The organism is Fictibacillus sp. Mic-4, from assembly GCF_049843615.1.
GTDB classification, from domain to species: Bacteria; Bacillota; Bacilli; order Bacillales; family Fictibacillaceae; genus Fictibacillus_A; species Fictibacillus_A gelatini.
In genome coordinates, this window is sequence record NZ_JBBHZM010000042.1 from 1 (window position 1) to 25,821 (window position 25,821).

Sequence of the window (25,821 nt, forward strand, 5' to 3'; positions counted from 1 at the left end):
CCAGGGTTAGTCGACTGAAGGCATTAGGGAAACTGAAAGCGGCCAAAGATAAATCGGTGGAGTTTGTGCAAAGAGTGAAAAGGATTCGCCTGGCTCCGAAAACGATTATGATCACACCAGAAGGATTACATGTTCCGGCAAACGAATTTGTTACAAAAGAAGAATTATGGCAAAGATTTTCGAACGGTCCGGATGCGCCTGATGTGAATAATCTTATTCATGGGGGTGGGGGTAAGGGTACGGGTAATGGTAATATAGTCAACGAAGTTAAAGAAATTGATTTTGGAAAGCACATAATAAAAGGTGAAAATGGTAAGAAACAACTACTCCCAAATACTAAGTACGTAACCAATGATAACTACAAATATACTACCGATAAACTTGGACGTATTGTAAATGTAGATGCTCCCGAACTTGTATTGAAAAAGGCTAATAGAAATAAATATGCTCAGGCAAATGTAGGGGGAAAAGACAGATTACCAGATGATGATGGCGGACATTTAATAGGAGCACAATTTAATGGTCCTCCTGATATTGATAATCTTGTACCACAAAATAGTCAAATTAATAGGAGGGGTGGAGTTTGGTACGAAATGGAGACTGAGTGGGCCAATGCATTGAAAGAGGTACCGCCCAAGAAAGTCTCTGTTAGTATTGAACCGATCTATTCTAATAATTCAATGCGACCGGTTTCCTTTATGGTCGAATATGAAATTGAAGGACAATTTCCAGTGATTCGCGAGATTGAAAATAAATCAGGAGGCTGATATTGATGAGTTTTGAAACAGAATTAAACGAGTTATATAAAGAAATTGCACAACAGGTTAATGATATGATTCCAACTGAATGGGATAATTTCTGTTTTAATGGTGAAGTCAAGGAGGGAGAAGGAGGAGTTTTCTTCTTTTTTACGCCCAAAGGTGAGGAACAACACATTTTTTCACATTATATTCCAAAATTATATAGTGTAGATAAGAGGGCTTATAATAAAGAACTACATAAATTATTTCAACTTACTGTTGAACTCCAAAAAGTTTTTACTGATAATGACCAAGATCCTTGGTTTTCAGTGACATTATTATTAAATGATACAGGTAAATTAAACGTACATTTTGATTATACAAATTGGCATGAAAGTGAATTTGGTCCAACAGATAGAATTAAGTATTTTGAATATAAATATATAAGTCAAAACAAAGAACAGATAGATTTAGATTTAATAGAGAGAATGAAGGAATTTGAAGAAAAGTAAACAATAAAGCACTTGGTTGCCTTTTAGGCAACAGGTGCTTTTGTTATTAGTGAAGTAAGAACAACATGAATGAGACCAGTTTGAAATTCAGAGTTCATGAAGGTAATACCATCATGGAGTATTGATTTAATATTTGGATTTTGTGAGAAGCACAATTACCAGGCGAGATGACATTTTACATGCAAGTGTAGTATATGGAACCGAGTACTTTAAATGAAAAAGTGGAGTAGAAGCTTTATCGAAAGGATTGCAAATTAGTCATTAAACGAGGAAGGATATGTATGGAAAAGAAGGGTTATGTTTCGTTATGGATTGGTAATATAAAAAATGAAGAACTTTTATCGAATTATGTTGAATTAGTTTATACTGACGATGGTGACTTTCTCCCTTCTCCCTTTTTAACTGATTTTAATATAGACATAGATGATTTTGACGAGGATTTTTTAGAAAGGGTTGTTCATGATAGGAGTAATGAAAATGTAAGAGATTTGATTGCCGGGTGTTCATACGACGAAGTAGTAATTCCAAGATTTGAGGCAATGAATATAACTGGAATTTGTAAAGATACTAATTCAGCAATTTTGCTTTATAATTTTAAGTATAATGCTAGAAAAAAAGAAGTAATTAAAAATGGATATGAATTTAGGTTTGTTGGAAGTGTTTCATACATTTAAAAAAGCTTTTTAAAAGACCCTTGATTATAGATATGATTTGATTTATTCAATGATGATGAACTCTTACCAGATGATATTTTTGATCAATGTTTACTACTTAAAAAACGAGCCCCCGCAAGGGCTCGTTTATTATGCCGTTATTTGCTGTTTATTGTCTTTTTTTACGTCTTGTTTCTTCACGTTATCGAGTTTCAAAATGTGTTCGAAAATGTACTTCATTTGTTTCTCTGTGACAGGAGCCTGGTTTTCCTCGGAGTAGAAAATATCAAGGACACGTTTCCGCTCCTGTCGATAGCCGTCTTGATGATTTACCGCATCATAGAGAGCCTGCATTAATGCGTCAAAGTCTTTCGCTTTCGGGCCTGGCGTCACATCTTCGTATTCAAAGTACATTTCATTCGACTTGGTTAAATATTTTTGCAAGTCATAGCAATAAAAGATGACCGGCCGGTCGAGCAATAAATAATCGGTGTAGCAGCTCGAATAATCGGTAATGAGAATGTCCGTATACTTTAACAGCATTTGCGGGTCAAGATTGTCATTCGATACATCGATGATATTTTTTAATGTTTTTGGAACCCTTCCACTTGAATACATATGCCGTTTGACCAAAAACAAATAGCCGTTTTCTTCACAAAATGCATCAAGCGCCCGCAAATCCATAACGGTGTTAATATTGTCATCCAGTTTTCCGAAGTTTCGATGGGTCGGCATGTACGTAATGATTTTGTTTTTCTTAATATACTCAGGAAACTTCTCATCCTCTTCGGTCTGCTTAAAGAAGATGTCGTTTCTTGCCTGCCCCATTTGAATCAAATTTTCCTTTTTCACGAGGAAGGTTTCAGGATAATAGGATGATACTTCATCGCTTGTTGAAATCACATAGCTTTCTTTGGCGTTTTGCGTTCGTACGACAAACATGTTGAAAAATCGTTTGATCCGGTTTTTCTCATGAATCGTTTTGTACGTGAACGTCTTTTTATTCGCGCCAAATACCTTTTTCAAACCGACTCCATGCCACGTGCAGACGGAAATCGCGCCGCCAAGCAAGCTACGGTTGAAATCATCATGGATCGAATGCGAGTGAATAAAGAGTTTTGCCCTAAGCTGATAATAGATACCTTTCGGCGAGCGAAAATAATAGCTTTCATATCCAAGCAGGCGCGCTTCGTTGACCGCTTTCTTGCTTTTGAAAATCCACATGCAGCGCACCCGGTCTTCTTTGATTGCTTCATAAAACAAATACTTCGGGTTCCCCCTTAGAGCTTTGCCGTTCTCAGCGCCAAATACAATGATCTTTTTGGAACGGGGGAAAAAACGGGAAGCATAATAAATGCTAACGACTATCAAACGTTTAAGAAAAACTTTCCCTTTTTTAAAGCTGTTTTTAATTAGCCCTTTATTGAGCGAGAGAAAGATCAGGATAAGCAGGGCCGTTTGCGCGATAGCCAGTTTTTCAGTCAATGTAAAATCCTCCAACATACACACCTCTTTATTAAAAAAGGGAATTGATGAAATATCCCCACACGCATTAACGCGATGGTGATGCGGTTTCTGTTTTGTTGCTTACCGTTTGAAGTTGCACATGCGGCTGCTGGCGAATGACGATGTTTTGGCCGTCAAGGCAAAGTCCGTGATCGGAAATCAAGTTGTTGACGACATCAGCGACGTGTTCTGGCTGCATGATTTTGCTCTGGTCTTCGTCCGGAGCGAGAATTCGCCGAAGTTCCGTCGCGCATCGTCCCGGAGACACGCAATACACTTTAATGCCATACTCCGCCAATTCATCTGACAATGTTTGCGACATACTGATTAAAGCCGCTTTCGATGAGGCGTAAGCGAGCCAGCCCGGCCGCGAGCTCATTCCGGCTGTCGATGCGACGTTGACAATTTTCCCGCCGGTTTTCTTCATGAATTTGACAACCTCTTTCGTGATCATAAAGACGGATTGAACGTTTACTTTATAGGTCGTTTCCCAATTTTCGAGCGTCGTTTCCAAAAGTGACTTTGGTTCAGCGTAACCTGCGACGTTAAACAATAAATCGATTGTGCCGAATTCCTGGCCAACCGAATGAACGAGCTTTTGCGTTTCCGCCGAATTGGTTAAGTCGACGCTGTAAGAGTAAATATTTTTTTGTTCATTCATCAATTTGACGGTTTCGTTTAAATCGTTTTTGCTTCTTGCTACAAGAATCAAATTGTCAATATCATTTCGTTCACTTAATTTGACCGCAATGGCCCGTCCAATTCCACGGCTTGCCCCTGTTACTATGCACGTTTTCATTCGCTATACTCCCTCCCCAATACATAATCTTTGTAAATGATTTCTGCAACTTTACGGTCAATCGGTTTGGTAATCTTAATGTTGTATTCCGTCCCTTCCAAAACCTTGATATTCTCGCCGTAGTAGTGGAAATAGAGGCTCGCATCTTCGGTGAATTCGTTCATCTCGTGATGGGCTTTTTCATGTGCGGCGAGGAGTTTTTCCGTATTGAATTTTTGCGGGAGCTGGATGTTGACAAGTCTGTCGCGCTCTAGATTGCCTTCAATGTATTCTTTTCCTTCTAAAACGGTAAATGGGATGTCGAGTCCATAGATGGCGTTTTCTTCTTCACAATGAATGAGATGAATAAATTCTTCTTTTGAGACAAACGGCCGAACCGCTTCGTGAATGATAACGTGCTCATGTTGGACATGTTGCAATGCTTTGTAAGTGGATTCTTGTCTGGAAGAGCCGCCTTCAATGACCTGAAAAGGTTTTGAGAATTGATGGTCATTGATCGTCATAATCGTTTCTTCGATGTAGTTTTCTGGGGATGGGATGATGACTTCAGCAATTTCGTCAATCATTTCTATTTTTTCGAGTACGTGGGCAATGATCGGTTTCCCGCCAATTGTTAACAATTGTTTAGGAACGTTCATTTTCATTCGCTTTCCGACCCCGCCAGCTAGCAGTACCATGCTTACTCTATTCATCATTGGCCTCCTTTTTTGATCAAGAAAATGGCTTGCCTTGCCCGATAAATGGGGTAGCCGCCACACTGATGTCAAATAAGAGAGCTTTTGATGTAGTTCATAGGTTGTTATTCTCTTTAAATGAACAATCAATCTTATTTTAATAAAAAATTTACAATTAATCTACAATTTTAACAAACTATCGACAAAGAGAAGATCAAAACAAGTTCATAGAACCCTGCTTGATTTTTTACAGCCCCTTTATCGTTCCTTAACATTCACCGTATACACTGGAGATGAAACAAAAAGGAAAAGGAAGGGAAACGAATGAAAACGTATATTCTTGTTCCGGAAAAATTGAAGTCTAAAACGATTTTGGAAATTGTGAAGACAGCGAATGCCTTTAAGCAGTGTCAAATTGATATACAATGCAATGGTTTTGTCTCAAACGCCAAAAGCTTGTTAAGTGTCAGCATGTTGTACGGAAAACGGGGATTGTATTGCATACATGCACGAGGAAAAAACGGAAGGCAAGCGCTTGATTCACTACGTGAGGTGTTCACTTGCAATACAGCTTTTACAAATAATAAGAAGAAAGAAAATGTCTGCTCTTCGAATTAGAGGTAAGAGCAGACATTATGGTGAGACCTTATATTGAATTTTATAAGTGTACATATTCGTTTTCCTCGACATGTTCAACAATTGCCGATTTTCCGCCAACTGCCACGAGAAAAATAACTTTTACCGCCTCGATGACTTGATTCACACTCAACTCTCCCCTCTTTTCATTAGACGGGAAATTTCACCAGCTCCCGCATATTCCCAGTATAGACAGATGAAAAAAATCTCAACCATTGAATTTCCCTTCATCTTCATGAGAGGGTTGTAACAGAATAAAGTATGGAAACAGTTTAAGTTTTCTTTGGTTTGACTTTCTCAAACTTTTTCCGGAGCAAACCTATGGTTAGCAGTAACAATGGTAAAAGAAGTCCGAAAGAAAAATCAAAAAACGGCCAAAAGACTGCAAGAGAACTGTAGTAGGCGTTATTTGGAGCGATGATATCAGTTAAGACAACGAGGATCATTCCCGTCGGAAAAAGAAGAAGACGGTATTCTTTTAGCTTTAAAAGTTGCGCCAGCCCCAAGGTCATCGAATACACGAGCAAGCTTGTCTTGAAAAAAATCGTGATAATCCAAATCACTGCGAGCACGGCCTCAATTCGCTGCACAAAATTGCCAATGTTGATCTTTTTCGCTAACGCATAGCTCGGATAAATGTATCTTGCCGTCATATCATAGCCAAGAACTAAAATAGTCACCAATGTAATGACTATTAAAATTCCCCCTCCAACCAGGACTCCAACAAGAATACTTTTCCTTATTTTCCTTTCTTGAACATAGGGGAAGATCATAAGCAGTACAAAAAGTTCTACATACGGAAAGGCAATCAGGGTGAAAGATGCTTTGAAGACGGGTTTAAATCCTTCTTCTAAAACGGGTTGTATATTTTCAATCTTAATTTTGGGTAAGAGGCAAAGTACGAGAACAAATAATAGAAAAAACAAAATAGGAAAACAAATTTCAGCGCTCCGAGAAATGTTTTCCAGACCAAGGTGAACAGCCAGAAGAACGACTAAAAGAAAAGTGATCGTAACCGCTTTTTCAGGTGTATTCGGTAAAATCTCCAATGTCATGAAATTTCCCATTTCCCAAAACTGTGTCGGAATGAGTAAAAGAAGATAGAAGAGAAAGAGAAAAGAAACCGTTCCACCGCCCCATCTTTCTAGAATTTTTTCAGCCATTTCTACGAATGTTAGACGCGGGTAGTGCTTTTGTAACACATCAAATAAACAGACGATAAGCAGTCCGCATAGTAAACCGAAAACAGCCGAAATCCACGCATCTTGTTTCGCCATGATGGCGGGAGGAGACTGAATGATTAGAATATTGTCTCCGATCGTAAATAAAATCACTAAAATTTTAAATTGCCCCGAAGAAATTTTCCCATTCTCTAACATCAACTTCACCTTTGCAATAAGAGATTCCCTTATTTTTCCCTCAATAAAAAAGCTATCCTTCAAAGTGAGAATAGCTTGTGTGAACTAGTCAATTTCATACGTCCTGCATTTGTCGTAAAAGCTTGTCTTCCCGATCCCGAGCATTTTAGCGGCCAGCCTTTTATTTCCGTTTGTGAACTGTAGGGCTTTCTTTATTGCTGATTTTTCGGCCGCAGCTACAATCTCTTTTAAGGGCTGAATCGTCTCTTCTGCTGGATGAACGTCATCCGGTTGAATGTGAGCCGTTTCTCTATACACGTGATTGTCTTGAAGATAGAGCGGCAAATGGGCAACGTGAATGATGTTTCCATCCAGGACATTGACCGCTCTTTCTAAAACATTTTCCAGTTCCCGTATGTTGCCGGGCCATGAGTGGGCTTCAAAACGGCGGATGACTTCGGTGGAAAGTTCGATCCCCTGGCGGTGGAAGTTGCGTTCAAGCTTTTTCAATAATACTTTCGCAATCGGCAAAATATCTTCTTTACGTTCTCTTAAAGAAGGAATATTGATTTTCATGACATTGAGCCGATAATAAAGATCCTGGCGAAAATGGCCTTCCTCGACCATTTTTTCTAAATTGCGATTCGTTGCGGCAATGATTCGAACATCGATGGGAATCGGCGACTGGCCGCCGACTCGCTCGATTTCTTTTTCCTGCAAAACGCGAAGAAGCTTGCTTTGCATATGAAGAGGCATATCTCCGACTTCATCTAAGAAAAGCGTTCCACAATGGGCAAGTTCAAACTTTCCTTTTTTGCCGCCTTTTTTTGACCCGGTAAATGCGCCTTCCTCGTAGCCGAACAATTCAGATTCAAACAAGTGCTCCGGGATGGAAGCGCAATTTAACCGGACAAAAGAAAAATGCCCGCGGGGACTTGTCTGATGGATCGCATGGGCAAATAGTTCTTTCCCCGTTCCGGACTCGCCTAATAATAAAACGGCCGACTGGCTTCCCGCCGCCCGTTCTGCCAGGTGTTTCGCGGCCTGGAACATTGGGCTATCGCCAATTAAATCATTAAAATTATATTTGCTTCTCAATTCATTTTGAAATTCTGCTTTATAATATTTCAATTCCGCAAGCAGTGGCTGAATCCGCTCAGAGTAATCCATCCATTCCTCCGGGTTGCCGAAGCTAACTGTTCCGACCGCTCCAACAATTTCCCCATTGATATAAAGTGGATAGCGGTTAGCGATCATTTCGCTCCCTTTGATCGGATGAACGGATGCAATTTCCGCCTGTCCGGTTTTGACGACAATGTGCATTCTAGTATTTTCGATAATTTCCTGAACGGGTTTTCCAATTGCTTCCTCCATTGTTGTTCCGAGGAACTCACAATACGCCGAATTAATGTATTCGATGATGCCATCCCGGTTAATTACAACGATTTTTTCCGCTATGACATTAATAATTTCCTTAATCCATTCATACGGAAGTTTGTCGATTCCTGCCATCACTTAATCTCCCCAACCGAAATAATCTACTTCAATTATACCAAAACATGAGTTTTGTTCTTAAAATTCCGACTTAACGGAATTTAAGCTAAAATCGATTCCGGAAAAACGGAATTTTCCGTTTTTCCGGAATCACGAAAGCGAGGTTTTTCCGCAGGGAAAGGCATTTTTTTATTTGGCATGAAAATTGCTAGATCAATAAGCAAAGGAGGTTGAAGCATGAGTTGAAAGCGTTTACTTTTTGATTGGAAAATAAACTTAAGGGGGATTTGGGTTTGGAGCTTATTATTATTCTTTTAGCTTTAGGACTATTAATGTTTGTTGCTTATCGCGGTTTTTCAGTCATTTTATTTGCTCCGATTTGTGCGCTGCTCGCCGTTTTATTGACGGACCCGGGATATGTTCTTCCGTTTTTCTCGAACGTTTTTATGGAAAAGATGGTCGGGTTCATCAAGCTTTATTTTCCGGTGTTCCTATTAGGCGCGATCTTCGGGAAGGTCGTTGAAATGTCCGGGCTTGCCGAGTCGATTGCGAAAACGATCGTCCGGTTGATCGGGGCAAAACGGGCAATACTGGCCATCGTTTTATTAGGGGCGATTTTAACGTACAGCGGTGTCAGCTTATTCGTTGTCGTCTTTGCCGTTTACCCATTTGCGGCCAATATGTTCCGTGAAGCGAACATTCCGAAAAGGCTTATTCCCGGGACGATTGCGCTTGGCGCCTTTACGTTTACGATGGACGCCCTGCCGGGAACGCCGCAAATTCAAAACGTCATTCCAACCTCCTTTTTTAAAACGGATATTTACGCGGCGCCCATACTCGGGATTATTGGTGCGGTATTCGTCTTCGCCGTCGGCATGCTTTATTTAGAATCACGGAGGAGGAAAGCGGAAAAGGCAGGGGAAGGATACTTGCCTTTGGATCATCCGGAAATGGCGGCCGCGCTGGAATCTGAGGCGAAAGCAGAAAGGGCCATTACACCTGTAGCTCGTGAAAGCGTCGCCCGCCAGATTTTTGCGTTTGTGCCACTCATACTTGTCGGGGTCATGAACAAAATATTTACAATTATGCTGCCGAAATGGTACCCGAACGGATTCGATTTTAAATTAATCGGATTAGAGGCGTTTGGCAAGGTGGAGATTTCGGCGGTAGCGGCTATTTGGTCAGTCGAATTAGCGCTTCTTGTCGGAATTATCGCCACTGTTTTGTTTGATTGGAAGAAAGTAAAGGCAAATATGAAGTCAGGCCTGAATACAAGCATCGGTGGTGCACTGCTCGCTTCCATGAACACAGGCGCGGAATACGGTTTTGGCGGTGTCATCGCTTCCCTTCCAGGATTTGCGGTTATCAGCAAGGGAATTTCCCATACATTTACCGACCCGCTTGTCAATGGGGCCGTCACGACGACAACGCTTGCCGGAGTAACAGGATCAGCTTCTGGAGGAATGGGAATTGCACTGAGCGCGATGTCCGATAAATATATCGCGGCAATCCAGCAATTTCATATCCCACCGGAAGTAATGCACCGGGTCATTTCCATGGCGTCCGGGGGAATGGATACACTGCCTCATAACGGTGCGGTAATTACATTGCTTGCCGTGACTGGATTGACCCATCGCCAGTCGTATCGCGATATTTTCGCCGTTACGATCATTAAGACACTCGCCGTCTTTTTCATTATCGGCGTGTACAGCCTCACCGGCATCGTTTAAAGAGATTACGAGGGGAGAGAACCATATGTCAACCTTATTAAAGGAGAAAGTCGCTTTTATTACAGGTGCGGCCAGTGGAATCGGATTTGAAATCGCTCAGACTTTTGCCAGGGAAGGCGCGAACGTCGCCATTTGCGATTTGGACCGCGACAAGTGTGAAAAAGCAGCGGGAGAGCTTAAGGAGGAAGGCTACGCGGCACTTCCGATCGTCTGTGATGTGACGAATGAAGAACAAGTTCAGCAAAGTTTGAAAAAAACAACGGATACGTTCGGTACGATTGATGTTTTAGTCAACAATGCGGGTCTCCAGCACGTGTCGCCAATTGAGGAGTTCCCCGTTGAAAAATTCGAATGGCTTGTCAAAGTGATGTTGACCGGCTCTTTTATCGGGATAAAACACGTCTTTCCGCTTATGAAGGAAAAAGGGTATGGACGAATCATTAATATGGCATCGATCAACGGCTTGATTGGGTTCGCAGGTAAAGCAGCATACAACAGCGCCAAGCATGGCATCATCGGGCTAACGAAAGTCGCGGCGCTTGAAGGAGCGGAACACGGCATTACGGTCAATGCCCTTTGCCCGGGATATGTCGATACGCCGCTTGTCCAAAATCAGTTAAACGATCTGGCAAAAACGCGGAATGTCCCGCTGGACCGCGTACTAGAAGAGGTCATTTATCCGCTCGTTCCGCAAAAACGTTTATTATCTGCCTCTGAAATCGCGGATTACGCCGCATTTTTAGCAAGCGACAAAGCAAAAGGAGTAACCGGCCAGGCCGTCGTTCTCGATGGCGGCTACACCGTGCAATAAAAGTAGGACGGATATCGTTCAACTTCGGCAGGAAATCGATCAAATCGAGGAAGATATCGATCAGAATACAGCAGATATCAATCATTTTTAAGGATATCAGTCAAATCGAGATAGATATCGATCAAATGAAGAAAGATATCAATCAGAATGCAGCAGGTATCAATTCAATCATTTTTAAAGATATCAATCAAATCGGGGCGGATATCGATCAAATGAAGAAAGATATCAATCAGAATACAGCAGATATCAATCATTTTTAAGGATATCAGTCAAATCGAGATAGATATCGATCAAATGAAGAAAGATATCAATCAGAATACAGCGGATATCAATCATTTTTAAAGATATCAGTCAAATCGGGGAAGATATCGATCAAATGAAGAAAGATATCAATCAGAATACAGCGGATATCAATCAATTTAGAAAAGGAGGGATCATTTCATGAAACGGACATGGTTAGCGATAGCTACAGCTTCGGCTTTGATAATGCCTTTTGCCGCGCCAGACTCTTATCTGACTTCCGCGCGGGCCGCTGCACCCGCAAATATACGAGGGGCAGATGATGTAACGATCACCCACTTTAACGGGAAAGATGGAAACTGGCTGACGACGAAAAACCCGAAGCAATATGCGGCGGCGACCGTCTACGGGAATGTCGGGCTTGCGCCATACAACTGGGGGAGCCCAACCGATGGAACTGGCTGGTACAAGATGTATCATCCGGCTGAAATCACCGGGGTTCAAGTAAATGGCCGATTTGAAGATGCCAAATTTGTCATCCGCGTGCCGGACAAGTGGAACGGCAAGCTTGTCGTTTCCGGGATTCCGGCGACACGGAACGAGACATCGACGGACTTGCTGTTCAGCGATTTTGTTTTGGCGAAAGGGTATGCGTTTGCTGCTATCAATAAAGGAACGCAAGGGGAAGAGGACCCGGATGATCCGCTCGCCAAAGTGAAAAATGCGCTCGTGTCTGAAGACGACAGCGTCAAGGAGTGGCATGAGCGTTTTCGCCAGGTAACGAAGGCGGCGCAACACTTTTTAGTGAAAAACTATAAAGATCAGTTGATTGACCGGCATGACAGAAAGAACCCGGCAAGCAAGCTCATCACGAAGGATCACCAGGTACCCACTTATGCAATCGGTATTTCCAACGGCGGTTATGTCGTTCGTTATGCTCTTGAGCACGATGGGCCGGAAAAGACAGGGCAGCCAGCGCTATTTGACGGAGGGATTGACTGGGAAGGAGTGCTCTGGAGGGCCCATGATCCGAATTTAATCAGCTCGCTTACTCCGGTCGTCAATAACGCCGGGGCGGCGCTTTACGGCACGGGAGAAGAAAAAGAAAAAGCGATGGAAGCGATGTATAAAGCAGGGCTTCCAAAAGGATCCGAACGGCTCTGGAATTACCATGACCAGATTTATTGGTTCGTCACACTCAACATCTATCGTGATGAATTTGACCCGAATGCGCCAAACCGGATCCAGTGGCAAAACTATTTGAATTTCAAAAACGGTGTCCGCGACCGTTCCTATGATTCTATCTTTAAAAACTATGATTATTGGTCAAGGCCAAAAAGCGTGAAAAACAATGTAAAGAAGATCGAAAATACAGGGGATATCAATGTTCCGCTCATCAGCATCGCCGGATCATGGGATTCTCTCATCTTTCCGTCCGTTCATGCAAAGCCTTATGAAAAACTGGTCGAACGAGCGGGGAAAGGGAAGCTCCACCGGCTGTATATGATTGAAAAAGGCAACCATGTCGACAGCCTTGTCTGGAACCAGTCAACTGATCCAAACAAGGAGCTTCAGCCATTGCTGCCGTATGCCCATCAGGCGTTTGATCTTATGGTCAACTGGGTGGAAAACCATCATAAGCCGCCAAAAAGCAAGACGATCCCGACACCGGACGATCCTACAAAAGTCATAGATTTAAAGACGGGAAATGAAATTGAACCTGAATAAAATCGTTTGATAGAAAGATAGGAGGGAGACTTACGATGAAACAAGTTTTTTCAACCTTTCAAGAGGCTGTTCAAGATATACCTGATGGAGCGACATTGATGGTCGGAGGATTCGGCCTTTGTGGAATTCCGGAAAACCTGATCAAGGCACTCGCCGAAACAGGCGTCAAGGATTTGACGATCATCTCCAACAACTGCGGAGTGGACGATTGGGGGCTCGGAATCCTTCTTAAAAATAAACAAATTAAAAAGATGATTAGCTCGTATGTTGGTGAAAACAAAGAGTTTGAGCGCCAGGCATTATCGGGGGAACTGGAAGTTGAGCTCATTCCGCAGGGGACGCTGGCGGAAAAAATCCGCGCAGGTGGAGCAGGAATCCCCGCTTTTTATACACCGGCCGGGGTAGGGACAATGTTAGCAGAAGGAAAAGAAGTTCGGACGTTCCGCAGAAAAAAATATGTGCTCGAGGAAGCGCTTACAGCTGATTTTAGTTTAGTATGCGCCGCAAAAGCAGACCGGATGGGCAATTTAACTTACAATAAAACGGCACAAAATTTTAATCCGATGATGGCGGCGGCCGGGAACATCACGATTGCCGAAGTGGAAAAAATAGGCGAACTGCATCCGAATGAAATTCACACCCCCGGCATTTATGTGCAGCGGCTTGCCATCGGAAAGCTAGAGAAGAGAATCGAACGGCTAACAACAAGGAAAACGGGGTGATCGTTATGTCGGTAAAAATCAATGAAAAAGCAGGAATAAGAGAAAAAATCGCCAGACGCGCAGAAAAAGAGATCGAAGATGGAAACTATGTGAACCTCGGTATTGGGATGCCGACACTTGTCGCCAATTATATCGATAGCGACAAAGAGGTCGTCCTTCAATCCGAAAACGGTTTGCTCGGCATTGGCCCTTATCCGTTGGAAAACGAAGTCGATCCTGATCTTATTAATGCAGGAAAAGAAACGATCACAGCGATTGAAGGGGCGGCCTATTTTAACAGTGCTGAATCGTTTGCGATGATTCGCGGTGGTCACATCGATGTAGCGATTTTAGGCGGAATGGAAGTGTCCGAAACCGGGGATTTGGCCAATTGGATGATTCCCGGCAAAATGATAAAAGGCATGGGCGGAGCGATGGACCTCGTCCACGGCGCGAAAAAAATTATCGTCATTATGGAACATGTGAACAAAAAAGGAGAGCCGAAAATTTTGAAAAAATGCTCCCTTCCGCTCACAGGAGAAAATGTCGTGGACCGGATTATTACGGACCGCGCCGTCATCGATGTCACTCCCCGGGGGCTAATTCTAGTCGAAGTCGCAAAAGGCTATACGGTCGAAGACATTCAGCAATCGACCGAGGCGGAGCTGATTATTGCGCACGGACTTAAACTCGACGCTTTTTAAAAAAATTTCCCAAATGATAAAATAAAGCCCAGATTTCTTTTGGATGTTATGGTATCCTTTTTTTAGAAACATTGGAAAGGGGAAAGCTATGGTTCGAAATCTGGCAAATCGAAGGCATCCGGATGCGGTGAAGCTATCCCGCATTTCCGGAGCCATTTTTAATGGGACGGGAATCATTCTATCATTGCTTTATGTATTGATTGCGAAAATTTTTAGCTTTACGTACATACCGGGCTGGATCGCGCTTGTCGTGTTTTGTATGTTGTTCATACTTTTCACCTGGCTTATACCGACATTAAGCTACCGGCGGTTTGCCTATGAAGTATTCGAGCAGGAAATCGAAATTCAATCAGGCATCTTTTTTATCCATAATGTGCTTGTTCCGATGATTCGTGTTCAGCATGTCGAAATGGAAAGCGGACCGTTTATGAGAAAGTATGGGCTGGCGGCGGTTACTGTTGTCACCGCTGCATCACGCCATAAAATAAGCGGCCTGAAATCGGAGGATGCAAGAAGACTCCAGAGCCAAATCGCTATACTTGCAAGGGTAAAGGATGATGATGATGAATGAGCCGAAGCGATTGCATCCAACCTATATTCTTCTTTTTGTCATTCAAGCGATTAAAGGATGGTTTCCTGCCCTTATCGTGCTGGTCGTTCAAGGGAATAAGCACCCGTGGCTGTGGACGTATGCAGCGCCTTTCTTGATTGGCGTCAACGTATGTTTCGGATTGGTCGGCTGGCTGCGCTATTCGTATACGATAGAAGCTGAACAAATCGTGATCAAAAAAGGGGTTTTCTTTCGTGATGAAAAATATATAAGCTTTCGGCGAATTCACACTGTTTCTATTGAGGAACCGCTTATCCAGCGCCTGTTCCGGGTTGTGAAGGTGAAATTGGAGACACCTGGAGGAGGGAATGAAGCGGATGGCGTCATACCGGCCATTACCCGTAAGGAGGCAGAGGAGCTGCAAGCGGCTCTTCGAAAAGAAAAAGGAAGTCATTCTTCTGCTTCTGAAGAGGACGGTACTGCTGAAATTAAGATTCTGCCAGAACAAACAGAAAACCATCGGGCAGGAGCCAGGATTAGCCTCGGAACAAAAGACCTATTGATTGCGGCATGCACGACCACCCACCTTGGGATCGTCATTACTGCCGTTGCCGGTATGTTATCCTTTGCCGACGATGTTCTCCCAGAGGATGTCTATAAGTCAATGACTTCATGGATCATCCATCATCTGTCAGGATTTACTGCTATTATCCTCGCGATTATTGCAGGTAGCTTGCTTGCATGGGTCCTATCCATTTTGTTTTATATTGTCAAGTTCGGCGGGTATACAGTGGAGAAAAACGGCTCGCAAATTTCTATTTCATACGGCCTCTTAAACAAAAAGCAGACGGCGTTTCACATTCACCGTGTACAGGCGATTTGCGTAAAAGAAGGATGGCTCCGGCAATGGCTCGGGTACGCAGAGGTCGAAGTCTATGTCATTCAATCCGATAAAAAAGAAAATGTGATTTTGCATCCGTTTATAAAGAAAGCTGAGCTTACGCAGTTGTTCGAGCAGTTTCTTCCGCAGTATCATGAAAGCAAGATTTCCGATCGGGCCCCGGGGCGTGGAGCCTTCTATTTCGTTCGCTGGCAATTGCTAGCTACGTGCCTCGTCTCCGGCCTATTGCTCTTGGTTTTCGGCAAGCACGCTATTCTTTCGCTCGTTCTTATTCCGCTTGATACTCTATGGTTCCTGTTCATTTACCGCACGCAGGGCGTGATGTTGTCAAATGAACAGCTGGCTATTCAGACGAGAGATTTGGCAAGAAAAACGTATTATGTTCGCCGTCCGCACATTCAATCGATGACATTGTCAGCGACAGCTCCAATAAGGCGAAAAGGGCTGCTCTCCTTATCGATTGCCGTTATGGGGAAATCAGTCAGGGGGATCCGCCTATTTGAGGCATCACAGCTAGAGGCTGTTTGGAACTGGTACAGCAGAAGAAGCTCAACAATGTAAAAAAGAACTCGGGCCATCCGAGTTCTTTTTTAGATCGTAACCATGCCTTCAATGGTTATAACCGCCGAGCCTGCGACTTCAATCGTAGGATTATTTTCTCCAGGGGTGACCTACTCCCACGGCTAAAGCCGCAAGCTACTGCCATAGGCAGTAGTGGGATTCTAACCGTGGTTGCTTTCTCACAAACATCCAACTTACTTTCTTCCAGAGAAGAAGCAGCGGTCGAACTTGGGTGAGCAACACAAGAGGTCGGAACACAACTTCCTGCGGGCAAGGTTGGTGCCTACTACGCCATCCTTCTGGCGATACTTTTAAACTTTGATCGATGCCGGTCTTGGCCGGTTGAAAAATAAGGGTTCCCGTTCACATATCGCTTATACCAGACCGGTTGTTTAAATATGACTTCAAGAAGGTGGCTTACTTCCATCGGGTACTTTTTACGTGCGATATTCTGGGCACCGTTAACATCCCGATGGATTTCTGTTTGGCGAACAGAACATTTGAATGGACGTCCATTGATTTTATGTCTTCCATGACAAAACGGACAGGTTTGGGACGTATAGCTTTCTTCCGTTTCTTCCACTTTGATTCCTTTCAGCTGAGCTTTATACGTTAGTTTTTGTTTGATCTTTCCCTGGTTCCAAAGGGAAAGCTGTTGCCTTCTTATTTTGTTGTTTTTGACTTTTTCTTTTGGTCCTTCTTTGTGTTTTTCTCGATCCCGGACACCCGCCCGATGACAAGATTCGTGAAGTTTTCTTTTTCTAAAAATAGAATGACTTCTTTCGTTGTGATGATTCATAAGTAAAATGAATAGTGCAAATAGCATTAATGAGAGATTTTCATGTAAACTAAAGAGAAAGCATATTCAGAAAAAATCGGAGGCGACTGATGAATCTTTTTCAGCTTGAAGATTAGTAAATCCGAAAAGTTTGCCTCTGAAATGATAGAATAGCGCAAGAATAGAAGATGGAAGAAACCAAACCGAAACTAAAATATGATCTGCATATCTGCCGTCCGCCTTTTCCAAATCATATGATCTTGTCCCTCGCCCCAATAATTTTTTAGCAAATAGTCCGGGGCTCCAAATTTCTTCTTCCATATTTTCTGTGCCGTTTTATAGCCGCTGTCTAAACAAAATTCGTTAATCCCACGATTCAAGAGCGTTAAAAACATGACATTCAACAGAAGGCTTCCTATGCCGCGCCTCTGAAAATCCGGAAGCACAAATACTGTCCCGATCTCAGGCACCCCTTTTAATCGCCCATTGGTGCAATTGATCATCAGGCTGCTCGCCGGGCCATGTTCAATAGAACCTATTATTTTATTATCATTTTTATCGGCGGCAATCAAAAAATACCGCTCTTTTCCATCGCTGTCGAGGTCGTATTTCAAGTATTGCTTCTTGCTTTCAATTTCATTTTCGATATCAGCAACAAGCGCCGATAATCCTTCTTTTCTGAATGTATCCGTTACGACTGTGCGAAAAAATTGATGGAGCTCATCTCGATCTTCGATTCGCGGCCTTCTGACTTCAATGTTAAGCACATGGAACCCCTCCTTGATTATTAAAACCTATAACCTCTGCTATCATTATAATAGGTCAAAGAGGAAGAAAACAAAATAGAGAACTCAGGTCTTGAAAAATCACAATAAATTACTGATCACTATCTTGCAAAGTTCAATACTATATGGTAAATTATAGTTGGCGTGGAGTTTGTTGGTCATTTTCGCCCGGTATTGAACTATGATCAGTACTGAATGATAAATTTTCATTAGTCGATAGGATTACTAAAAGGCGGTGAATGTATGAATGTTCAGTTTAAGAAAGGGGTTCTGGAGCTTTGTGTGCTCGTATTAGTAAACCAAAAGGATCAATATGGATACGAACTGGCTCAAAATATTTCAAAGCGCATCGAGGTGGCAGACGGGAGCCTTTATCCATTATTACGCCGGTTAACGAAAGAAGAGCTGGTTACCACCTATTTACGGGAATCAACTGAAGGGCCACCGCGAAAGTATTACAGGATTACGAGTAAAGGAAAAGCGTACATGGAAGAACTTATTGTGGAGTGGCTAAAGTTTTCAGAAGGAGTGAATATGCTCATCAAGGAGGCGGCCGTCTAATGACAAAGAAACAATTTATAAGCGAATTAGGAAACTTTATTAAAAAGTTGCCCGAAGGCGAAAGAAAAGAAATCATCTATGATTATGAGGAACATTTTGAAATGGGGATGGCCGAGGGCAAAGCGGAGCATGAAATTGCTAATGAGCTCGGTTCTCCGAAAACGCTTGCCCGTGAGATACTCGCCCAGTATCATCTTTCGCAAGCTCAGTCTGATAAATCCATGCATAACATGATGAAGGCACTGCTCGCTATCGTCAGTTTAAGCTTCTTTAACATTGTCTTTCTTCTCATGCCGATTATTGTTATTTTAGTCGTTTATGCCGTATTATGTATCGCATCTTTTGCGATAGCAACAAGCGGAATCGGTGTATTATCCCCGGTCTTTTTGCAAGATATAAGTTTTATGGAACGACTCTTTATGGCAATGGCTTTGACTGGCTTCGGAGTGTTTATGTGCATCGTGATGATTTACATCGGGAAATTTCTTTATCGAATGATTTTGAACTATGCAAGATTTAATGTTCGGATCGTGAAAGGAGAGCGAAGTTAATGAGAAAATGGATGTTGATATCCGCGATCGTTTTTTTAGCTGGAATCGTGGGGCTTGTTTCAACCGCAGTTGCCAAACAGGATTTTTCATTTTCATTTCTTTACGGAAAGACCGTATCAATCGATAAAAGGAAATCGGTTTCCGCAGGTGGAATCGATTCCGTTAATGTTTCGGCAGGGTCTAGTGATGTTAAAATTGTACCAGCAAAAAAAGACGCAATTGATGTTCACCTGATGGGGAAAGGGAATAAAGCAGGGCTTAGAGCAATGAAATTTAGCGTGAAGCAAGAAGGAAGCCAACTGCTAATCAGCCTTGATTCCCGTATCGGCTTCGGCATACGGTATTCGAGTACAACACTCACAATATCGGTTCCTGAAAAAGTGTACAAAAAAATAATGGTCGATATCTCAAGCGGCGACGCGAGCGTAAGAGGAGTAAAGGCCGAACAAGTGCAAGTCGAAACTTCTTCCGGTGATATTCACATCGCTCAAGTATCCGGCAAAAAGATTAAGCTCGGGGTCTCTTCCGGTGATATAACGGGAGAGCATCTAGAGGGGGACATTGCGGTTCATGCTGATTCAGGGAATACCGAACTTTCATTGGATACGATCAAACAAAATATCGCCATTGATGGATCAAGTGGTGATGTAACGGTTAACGTCAACAAAGCGCCATCCTCCCTCGCTTTAGATTTTGACAGCAGTTCTGGCACCGGAAATGTCAATTTGCCGATGAACTATCAGACGAAATCGGACAACAGCATCCACGGCAAATTAGGATCAGGTAAATATGCTCTCAAAGTGGATATAAGCTCCGGCGATTTTGATTTTAACGTCAAGTAATATAGGGTTGGATGGCCCTGCTTTAAACGGGCAGGGCCATCCAACCTTTTAAGATACATACATAACAATACCGAAAATAATGATCACAACTAGAAATGTAATGACATAAATCCACGTCAGGTTGCGGACGTTTTTGAAAGAGCTTGTTTCGTAATCGCGAGAGCGCGCCAGTTCTTCTTCGGCAGCGTTCCCTTCCGTATTTTCATGTGCTTGAATCGTTTCATCCACGCGCTTTCCGACATAAAGCGTCGCAACTAATGCAATCACGCAAACAAGCGCAGCGACAATAATTAGAGAAATATACATTAGGAATCCCCCCTTATATTTATTATAATCGAATATTCTTGATCATAAAAAACAGAAAAGGGAAAATTCGTGAATCTTTGAATCATTACGGTTCCCATGAAGCTGTTTCAGGCGTTTCATATGGTAAAATAAATGGGTATAAGAAAACTGCAACATACTGTGTAGTGAAACGGGGGGATCGCTTGATTATTCATGAATGCGGGGCAAAAGTCTCGGAAAAAGCTTCATTTTGTTATAACTGCGGCCATCCCATCACAAAAATGAGTCCTCTTTTAGAAATGATTCAGGAGCATCCTGCTCCAAAAGAACAAGAAGCGAATCTGGCGCAAGTCCCCGGAAACATAATTGATGAACTGGGAATGGTAGTTGGCGAAAAGAAAAAAGACTATTATTTACAGCAATGGTCAAAAGAAACGGTGGGCCAAACATGGAACTGGAGTGCGTTTTTCGGAGGTTTGATCTGGCTGTCGTATCGAAAAATGTATGTGCCTTTTGCCGCTTTTTTCGCTTTGCTCGTTATAATTGAACTAATATTGGCTTTCAATCGAATGAACCTTTTTATAGCCTACTTGATCATTGGATTCATCATGCATTCATTCATGGGATTCATGGGCAATCGCCTCTATCACTTCCATGTCAGAAGAACAATCAAAAAGATAAAAAAGATCGAAGCATCTTCTTCTGCTATCGCAAAAGCCATGAAAGAAATAGGCGGAACTAGTTGGGGCGGAATCGGAATTTCCACCTTAGCATTTCTCTTAAATGGCATCATCATCACCCTTGTCGTTAGCCTTTTTTCCTATCTGGACAGACAGACAACAAAAATGGAACATCAGTTGACAATGGAAGTTTTAGCTGATAGCGAATCCCATCAAAAAGCTTTAGCCGAACGCAAAGAAAAACGGGATAAAGAAAAAATTTTGCAGGACGTCATCGATGTGATCCGAAAAAATACGGAAAGCTATCAATCAGAAGACCTTGAAGGCTATATGTCTACGATTTATAATGACGGATTTTCCAAAAATAGTGATTACCATAAGAAAATGGTGCGAACGGAAAAGACCTTTAAAACATTCGACTTTGTTTACCAGGTGAATGATATTGAATTTGTCTATATCCATCCGAATGTTGTCCAGGTAAAGCTTAATGAAAGCAGATTCAAGTTGAATGGACCGGAGTTTGAAAATCAAGTGATAACAAGGCTGCATACACTTAAAAAGCAAGAAGGCAAATGGAAGATTGCCCGTTCGAAGATTGTTGATATGTTTTATATCGATAAACCGGCTGAGTTTTAAATTTTATGTAAAGGTGAAAGAATCGGGTGTATACGGCATTTATTTAGGGAAAAGGCAAAGTGAGAAATCAACGCGAACTTTTAAAGATTACTTTGGCATTTTAGGTGTAGCAGAAGATAAAAAACGCAACCATAAAATGCGGAAGTGCTCTATTTTAATCTAAAAAAAGGAACGTATTATGCGGAGGTAAAAGATCGAATGGAAAAGCTTCGCCGTATGCATACAAGTTAACTGTCCAATTCAATTAACTATAGTATGTACATTGAGGAAAAAAACTGGTCACGTTTGGCCAGTTTTTTTAATAAGCATAAAAATGGTTTGAGGCCCTTTAAAATAGGGGATAACATAGCGTAGAATACTTTGGGAATTAAATCCATTCATTTCGTACAGACAGAGACAGGATATAATAAACGAAAGGATTATTTTAGACAGGCATTTTTCGATAATAATTGAAATCCTGGGACTTTCGACTTATAATGAAGGTTGAATTTTTTTTATGGGATGATCCATTGCTTTTATGATAGATAGAGATACAGTGAACAAAAAATTTAAGGCCAAATCCAGTTGAGGACAACAAGATTCGGTTAAAAAAATTATTATTGGAAATGGTTAGGAGAGAGTTGTAAATGAAGAAAGTGATAACATACGGTACATTTGATTTACTTCATTGGGGACACATTAATCTTTTAAAACGCGCAAAGGCATTAGGGGACTATCTCATTGTTGCGATTTCTACCGATGAATTTAATGCGATCAAAGATAAAAAAGCGTATCACAGCTTTGAAAACCGCAAACTTATTTTAGAATCCATTCGTTATGTGGATGAAGTCATTCCGGAAAATTCCTGGGATCAAAAGGTGCGCGACGTGATCGAGCATGACGTTGACGTATTTGTCATGGGCGATGATTGGAAAGGGAAGTTTGACTTTTTGAAAGAATATTGCGAAGTCGTTTATTTGCCAAGAACGATCGGTATTTCTACTTCAAAAATTAAAGAAGATTTATTTTCTGTGCAAAACGGATAAAAGATTAGTTCATTACACTCGGCTATAGCCGAGTTTTCTATTGAAGGAGAGTAATTACAGAAATGGATGTCAGAAACACTACGATTCGAAATCGTACCCTTCATTCACTAACGTTTGTAAACGATCAGTATCGTTTGCAAATTCATTTTAAATATAATGAAGCTTATGAAAATGCAATAAATAAGTCGATTCTTTTCATTAACCGCCAGTCAGCTCAAGAGCTTTCTTTTCCATTGCATCAAATAGAAGAGATCGATGAGTTCCGCCGTTTAGAAGCGGTTATTCCTCTGGCAGAATACGCTGAACAACTAGCGGAAGGCGGCGTTTGGGACGCTTATATCGTTTTAGAAGTGGAGCAAACGGACGAAGAGACGGAAGAAGAAGAAACAACGTTAGGGGAAGATGATCCTGCAGAGGACGATGAGGCGGAAAATGAAACGGATTTGGATGAAGCGGATGCTTCCGAAGATGATGAACGCGGGCCAGTTATTAAAAGATATCGTTTAAAAAGCAACGAACCATATCTCGAATTGCTGTATTACACGAATCCAGCCATCGAAAATGTGATCATTCCTTATACGACAAATAAAGGGAATGTCTCAATTAAGGCCCGTGAACCGGGTGTCATCGCCAAAATCGAAGCGATGTCGCTAAGCAAAAGTGGAAAATTATCGTTAACGGGTTATGTGATTCATACTGATGTAACGTCAACAGAAGAAAATCGGAAGAAGACGCTTGTATTAAAGCATAAAGACGGGGATGAATATCGTTTTGAAGCCCGAACGGTTAAACGAAATGACTTAACCGAACGTTACGGCAAGAAAGGAAGAAATTACGACTCCGCGGGGTTTGAAGTTGAAGTTGAACTTGGTCCATTCGGATCCGTACCGGAGGATCGGTCTTTAAAGCTTTGGATGGAATTACAAGATAATGACGTAATTGAAGGTGAAGTTCCTTTAGCGTCCCCATTAAAGTGGATTCGCCATAAAGGAAATCCGGGTCAATCCACTATTTTGAAATCGAAAAACGGCAAGAAAAAATTCAGCCTGAAAGCCCGGAAAAAAAGCAGAAATGTTTCACTTCGCATTGCTGAATATAGTTTGAAAAGAGAGCTGATCTCCCGCGCGAAAAAGCTTGGCGGCAAAGTAAAACGCCATAAATTAACGAAAGCGGCGTATTTACTCGTATTCAAATTTGTCGGATTTCTGCCGGCGAAGAAAAACTTAATTATGTTCGAAAGCTTTGCCGGAAAACAATATAGCGACAATCCCCGGGCTATTTACGAATACTTATGTGAAAATCATCCAGAGTATAAAATGGTATGGAGCTTTAACCGGAAAACATACGAAAGCCGCGGGGATGACAGTATTCCTTGCGTTAGACGTTTCTCCATTCGATGGCTGTTTTTAATGGCTCGGGCACGATACTGGGTGGTCAATAGCCGCTTGCCGTTATGGATTCCAAAACCGGCTCATACTATTTATTTACAAACATGGCACGGCACCCCTTTAAAGAGGCTGGCTGCCGACATGGATGAAGTTCATATGCCAGGAACGAATACGAAAAAATATAAGCGAAATTTCATCCGCGAAGCGCGGAGATGGGATTATTTAATTTCTCCAAACGCGTATTCAACCGAAATTTTCAAACGAGCGTTCCAATTTGAAAAAGAAATGATTGAATCGGGCTATCCGAGAAATGACTTCTTGCATTTGGAGAATAACCCGGAATCTGTCCGCAAATTGAAAGAGAGCCTTTGTGTTCCTCTGGATAAAAAAATCATCTTATATGCGCCTACATGGCGGGATGACCAGTTTTACGGCAAAGGCCGGTACAAATTTGATCTTGATTTAGATTTAAATTTATTGCGAGAGAAGCTTGGCGATGATTATGTGCTCATTTTAAGAATGCATTATCTCGTTGCTGAAAACTTTGACCTGGCGCCTTTTGAAGGATTTGCCTATGATTTTTCAAGCCATAAAGACATTCGCGAGCTTTATTTAATTGCTGATTTGTTGATAACGGACTATTCTTCTGTATTTTTTGATTATGCGAATTTGAAGCGGCCAATGATCTTTTATGTCTATGACATTGAAACATACCGCGACAAGCTAAGAGGCTTTTATTTTGACTTTGAACAGTACGCTCCCGGACCGCTTGTGAAAACGACGCCTGAAGTCATCCGGTCGATTCGTGAAATTGAAGCGAACGATTTCAAGCCTTCAGAAATATTGGATGAGTTTTACGACAAGTTTTGTTATCTTGAAACCGGACATTCTTCCCAAAAAGTCGTTGAACGTGTTTTTCTAAATAAATAATATGAATAACTACCATCAGGGCGGTTGCAATACTTTTGCGACTGTCCTTATTTTTTAGTTATAAATATACGAAAATAACCAGTAGAAAAAATTTAAAAGTTATTATAGACTAAGTTGGTAGCATTAGGGAGGAGAAAGTGAATGAGCCTGATTCAAAAATTAAAGCGAAAATGGTTTCGTAAAAAAATAATTAAACTGAAGCGAAATATTGCCATCACACAAAACGGATCTCATCTAACCATAAAGGGGGCATTCGCTAAGGAAGCTTATAAAGCGAAAGAGTTATGGTTTGTCTCGCGATCGAACGAAAAAAAATACAAAATAGAGGAAATCACTCCTTCTTCGCAGTTTGAGTTCAATATTCATTTAACAGATAACAAAAGCCTGTTTGATAATAGTGAAGGGGATTTTTATGACATTTATCTTTTGATTAGCGTCCCTAAAGAAGAGATTGGCGAGAAAAGGCTTGCTTCAATCGAAGAAAAAGCGGAATTTGTATTGCGTGACGATGGAGGATATGATGCTGAATATCTTATTCGATTAGGCCGGTTTCAAAATACGCACTGCGAAGGTCTCGACTATTTTGAAGTGGATGGGCAAAAGTGCATCTTTTTCATAACGAAAAAGGGGAATTTAGCCTTTGCTGTTAACCAAGAATTAAAACCAAATATAAAAGCAACAATTGATCGGTTAAAAACAAAAGGCGAGAGATTGAAAATTAGTGGGAGAATATTTACAAAGCATTCAAAAATAATTAAATCGAGTTATTTGTTTTTACAAGGTCGAGATACTAATATTGAGGCGAGGGTTCCTATTTCAATACAATTACTCGAGAAAGATGTTGAAGAAAAATATGGACTAAATCGATATGTTTATCATATTGATATTGATTTAACAAATACGGTTATAGAACATTCGTTACTACAAGATATTTATGATTTATATCTAGAACTAAATTTGCATGATCAACAAGATAAAACATTAATACGATTAGGGAACCCGCGTTTTAAGGCCCGCTACTTTGCAAAAGGTGGTTATGCAAAGGGCAAAAATAAAATGTAT

Annotated in this window: 27 protein-coding genes; 19 read left to right on the forward strand and 8 right to left on the reverse strand. The window is 41.6% G+C overall.

What is annotated here, in order from left to right; all coding sequences use genetic code 11:
* The 3 genes from WD019_RS18765 to WD019_RS18775 form a co-directional block, all read left to right on the forward strand.
* On the forward strand, positions 1-767 hold a 767-nt coding region (locus tag WD019_RS18765), incomplete at its 5' end, for a DNA/RNA non-specific endonuclease (RefSeq protein ID WP_425712461.1).
* 5 nt (positions 768-772) lie between these two features.
* On the forward strand, positions 773-1,252 hold the full coding sequence (locus WD019_RS18770; protein ID WP_026679251.1) for an immunity protein YezG family protein: 480 nt from the start codon (positions 773-775) through the stop codon (positions 1,250-1,252).
* Positions 1,253-1,533: 281 nt separating this feature from the next.
* Positions 1,534-1,926 carry an immunity 22 family protein gene (locus WD019_RS18775; protein ID WP_026679250.1) on the forward strand — a complete coding sequence of 131 codons (393 nt, stop codon included), beginning with the start codon at positions 1,534-1,536 and terminating at the stop codon, positions 1,924-1,926.
* 129 nt (positions 1,927-2,055) lie between these two features.
* Here the strand turns inward: WD019_RS18775 and WD019_RS18780 are convergent, their stop codons facing one another.
* From WD019_RS18780 to WD019_RS18790, 3 genes are all read right to left on the reverse strand, one after another.
* Positions 2,056-3,390, reverse strand: a complete 1,335-nt coding sequence (locus WD019_RS18780; RefSeq protein ID WP_161627225.1) for a CDP-glycerol glycerophosphotransferase family protein — start codon at positions 3,388-3,390, stop codon at positions 2,056-2,058.
* 67 nt (positions 3,391-3,457) lie between these two features.
* Positions 3,458-4,210 (reverse strand): SDR family oxidoreductase, encoded by a 753-nt coding sequence (locus WD019_RS18785; protein WP_026679249.1) that lies wholly within the window; start codon positions 4,208-4,210, stop codon positions 3,458-3,460.
* Positions 4,207-4,905, reverse strand: coding sequence for an IspD/TarI family cytidylyltransferase (locus WD019_RS18790; RefSeq protein ID WP_026679248.1), 699 nt, complete (start codon positions 4,903-4,905; stop codon positions 4,207-4,209). Before WD019_RS18790 ends, WD019_RS18785 begins: the two co-directional genes overlap by 4 nt.
* A gap of 303 nt (positions 4,906-5,208) precedes the next feature.
* Between WD019_RS18790 and WD019_RS18795 the strand changes: the two genes are divergently transcribed.
* A complete protein-coding gene (locus tag WD019_RS18795) occupies positions 5,209-5,502 on the forward strand; it encodes an HPr family phosphocarrier protein (protein ID WP_026679247.1) in 294 nt (97 codons plus the stop codon).
* A gap of 290 nt (positions 5,503-5,792) precedes the next feature.
* On the opposite strand, the gene WD019_RS18800 is transcribed toward WD019_RS18795, so the two are convergent.
* Complete coding sequence (locus WD019_RS18800; protein ID WP_425712462.1) at positions 5,793-6,899, reverse strand: GerAB/ArcD/ProY family transporter; 1,107 nt, start codon at positions 6,897-6,899, stop codon at positions 5,793-5,795.
* 84 nt (positions 6,900-6,983) lie between these two features.
* A complete protein-coding gene (locus WD019_RS18805) occupies positions 6,984-8,390 on the reverse strand; it encodes a sigma-54 interaction domain-containing protein (RefSeq protein WP_026679245.1) in 1,407 nt (468 codons plus the stop codon).
* Positions 8,391-8,665: 275 nt separating this feature from the next.
* On the opposite strand from WD019_RS18805, the gene WD019_RS18810 reads away from it, so the two are divergent.
* The 8 genes from WD019_RS18810 to WD019_RS18845 all read left to right on the forward strand — a co-directional run bounded on the left by WD019_RS18810 (position 8,666) and on the right by WD019_RS18845 (position 16,298).
* Entirely contained in the window at positions 8,666-10,102 is a 1,437-nt protein-coding gene (locus tag WD019_RS18810) for a GntP family permease (RefSeq protein WP_425712463.1), read from the forward strand.
* A gap of 25 nt (positions 10,103-10,127) precedes the next feature.
* Positions 10,128-10,913, forward strand: coding sequence for a 3-hydroxybutyrate dehydrogenase (locus WD019_RS18815; protein WP_425712464.1), 786 nt, complete (start codon positions 10,128-10,130; stop codon positions 10,911-10,913).
* Between the two features lie 125 nt (positions 10,914-11,038).
* Entirely contained in the window at positions 11,039-11,173 is a 135-nt protein-coding gene (locus WD019_RS18820) for a hypothetical protein (protein ID WP_425712465.1), read from the forward strand.
* Between the two features lie 181 nt (positions 11,174-11,354).
* Positions 11,355-12,881 carry an alpha/beta hydrolase gene (locus WD019_RS18825; protein ID WP_425712466.1) on the forward strand — a complete coding sequence of 509 codons (1,527 nt, stop codon included), beginning with the start codon at positions 11,355-11,357 and terminating at the stop codon, positions 12,879-12,881.
* 35 nt (positions 12,882-12,916) lie between these two features.
* Positions 12,917-13,603: a CoA transferase subunit A gene (locus WD019_RS18830; protein ID WP_026679241.1), complete on the forward strand. Its 687-nt coding sequence runs from the start codon at positions 12,917-12,919 to the stop codon at positions 13,601-13,603.
* A gap of 5 nt (positions 13,604-13,608) precedes the next feature.
* Positions 13,609-14,286 (forward strand): CoA transferase subunit B, encoded by a 678-nt coding sequence (locus WD019_RS18835; RefSeq protein WP_425712467.1) that lies wholly within the window; start codon positions 13,609-13,611, stop codon positions 14,284-14,286.
* 88 nt (positions 14,287-14,374) lie between these two features.
* On the forward strand, positions 14,375-14,857 hold the full coding sequence (locus WD019_RS18840) for a PH domain-containing protein (protein ID WP_425712468.1): 483 nt from the start codon (positions 14,375-14,377) through the stop codon (positions 14,855-14,857).
* A complete protein-coding gene (locus WD019_RS18845; RefSeq protein WP_425712469.1) occupies positions 14,841-16,298 on the forward strand; it encodes a PH domain-containing protein in 1,458 nt (485 codons plus the stop codon). Before WD019_RS18840 ends, WD019_RS18845 begins: the two co-directional genes overlap by 17 nt.
* A 286-nt stretch (positions 16,299-16,584) precedes the next feature.
* Here the strand turns inward: WD019_RS18845 and WD019_RS18850 are convergent, their stop codons facing one another.
* Positions 16,585-17,124 (reverse strand): zinc ribbon domain-containing protein, encoded by a 540-nt coding sequence (locus WD019_RS18850; protein WP_425712470.1) that lies wholly within the window; start codon positions 17,122-17,124, stop codon positions 16,585-16,587.
* Positions 17,125-17,285: 161 nt separating this feature from the next.
* A complete protein-coding gene (locus WD019_RS18855) occupies positions 17,286-17,843 on the reverse strand; it encodes a GNAT family N-acetyltransferase (protein WP_425712471.1) in 558 nt (185 codons plus the stop codon).
* A gap of 261 nt (positions 17,844-18,104) precedes the next feature.
* Here WD019_RS18855 and WD019_RS18860 point away from each other — a divergent pair, with 261 nt between their 5' ends.
* Genes WD019_RS18860 through WD019_RS18870 form a run of 3 tightly spaced genes read left to right on the forward strand, consistent with a single transcriptional unit; the run spans position 18,105 to position 19,815 of the window.
* The gene (locus WD019_RS18860; RefSeq protein ID WP_026679236.1) at positions 18,105-18,422 is read left to right on the forward strand and encodes a PadR family transcriptional regulator; all 318 of its coding nucleotides are present in this window, start codon (positions 18,105-18,107) and stop codon (positions 18,420-18,422) included.
* Complete coding sequence (locus tag WD019_RS18865; protein ID WP_425712472.1) at positions 18,422-18,973, forward strand: HAAS signaling domain-containing protein; 552 nt, start codon at positions 18,422-18,424, stop codon at positions 18,971-18,973. Before WD019_RS18860 ends, WD019_RS18865 begins: the two co-directional genes overlap by 1 nt.
* Positions 18,973-19,815 (forward strand): DUF4097 family beta strand repeat-containing protein, encoded by an 843-nt coding sequence (locus tag WD019_RS18870; protein ID WP_026679234.1) that lies wholly within the window; start codon positions 18,973-18,975, stop codon positions 19,813-19,815. Before WD019_RS18865 ends, WD019_RS18870 begins: the two co-directional genes overlap by 1 nt.
* Positions 19,816-19,863: 48 nt before the next feature.
* On the opposite strand, the gene WD019_RS18875 is transcribed toward WD019_RS18870, so the two are convergent.
* Positions 19,864-20,121, reverse strand: a complete 258-nt coding sequence (locus WD019_RS18875) for a hypothetical protein (RefSeq protein ID WP_026679233.1) — start codon at positions 20,119-20,121, stop codon at positions 19,864-19,866.
* Between the two features lie 182 nt (positions 20,122-20,303).
* Here WD019_RS18875 and WD019_RS18880 point away from each other — a divergent pair, with 182 nt between their 5' ends.
* The 4 genes from WD019_RS18880 to WD019_RS18895 all read left to right on the forward strand — a co-directional run.
* A complete protein-coding gene (locus WD019_RS18880) occupies positions 20,304-21,416 on the forward strand; it encodes a DUF2628 domain-containing protein (protein ID WP_425712473.1) in 1,113 nt (370 codons plus the stop codon).
* A 626-nt stretch (positions 21,417-22,042) separates the two neighbouring features.
* Positions 22,043-22,441, forward strand: a complete 399-nt coding sequence (gene tagD / locus WD019_RS18885; protein WP_026679230.1) for a glycerol-3-phosphate cytidylyltransferase — start codon at positions 22,043-22,045, stop codon at positions 22,439-22,441.
* A 62-nt stretch (positions 22,442-22,503) separates the two neighbouring features.
* On the forward strand, positions 22,504-24,759 hold the full coding sequence (locus WD019_RS18890; RefSeq protein ID WP_425712474.1) for a CDP-glycerol glycerophosphotransferase family protein: 2,256 nt from the start codon (positions 22,504-22,506) through the stop codon (positions 24,757-24,759).
* Positions 24,760-24,900: 141 nt separating this feature from the next.
* Positions 24,901-25,821, forward strand: a 921-nt coding sequence (locus tag WD019_RS18895) for a hypothetical protein (protein WP_425712475.1), incomplete at its 3' end; no start/stop codon positions are given.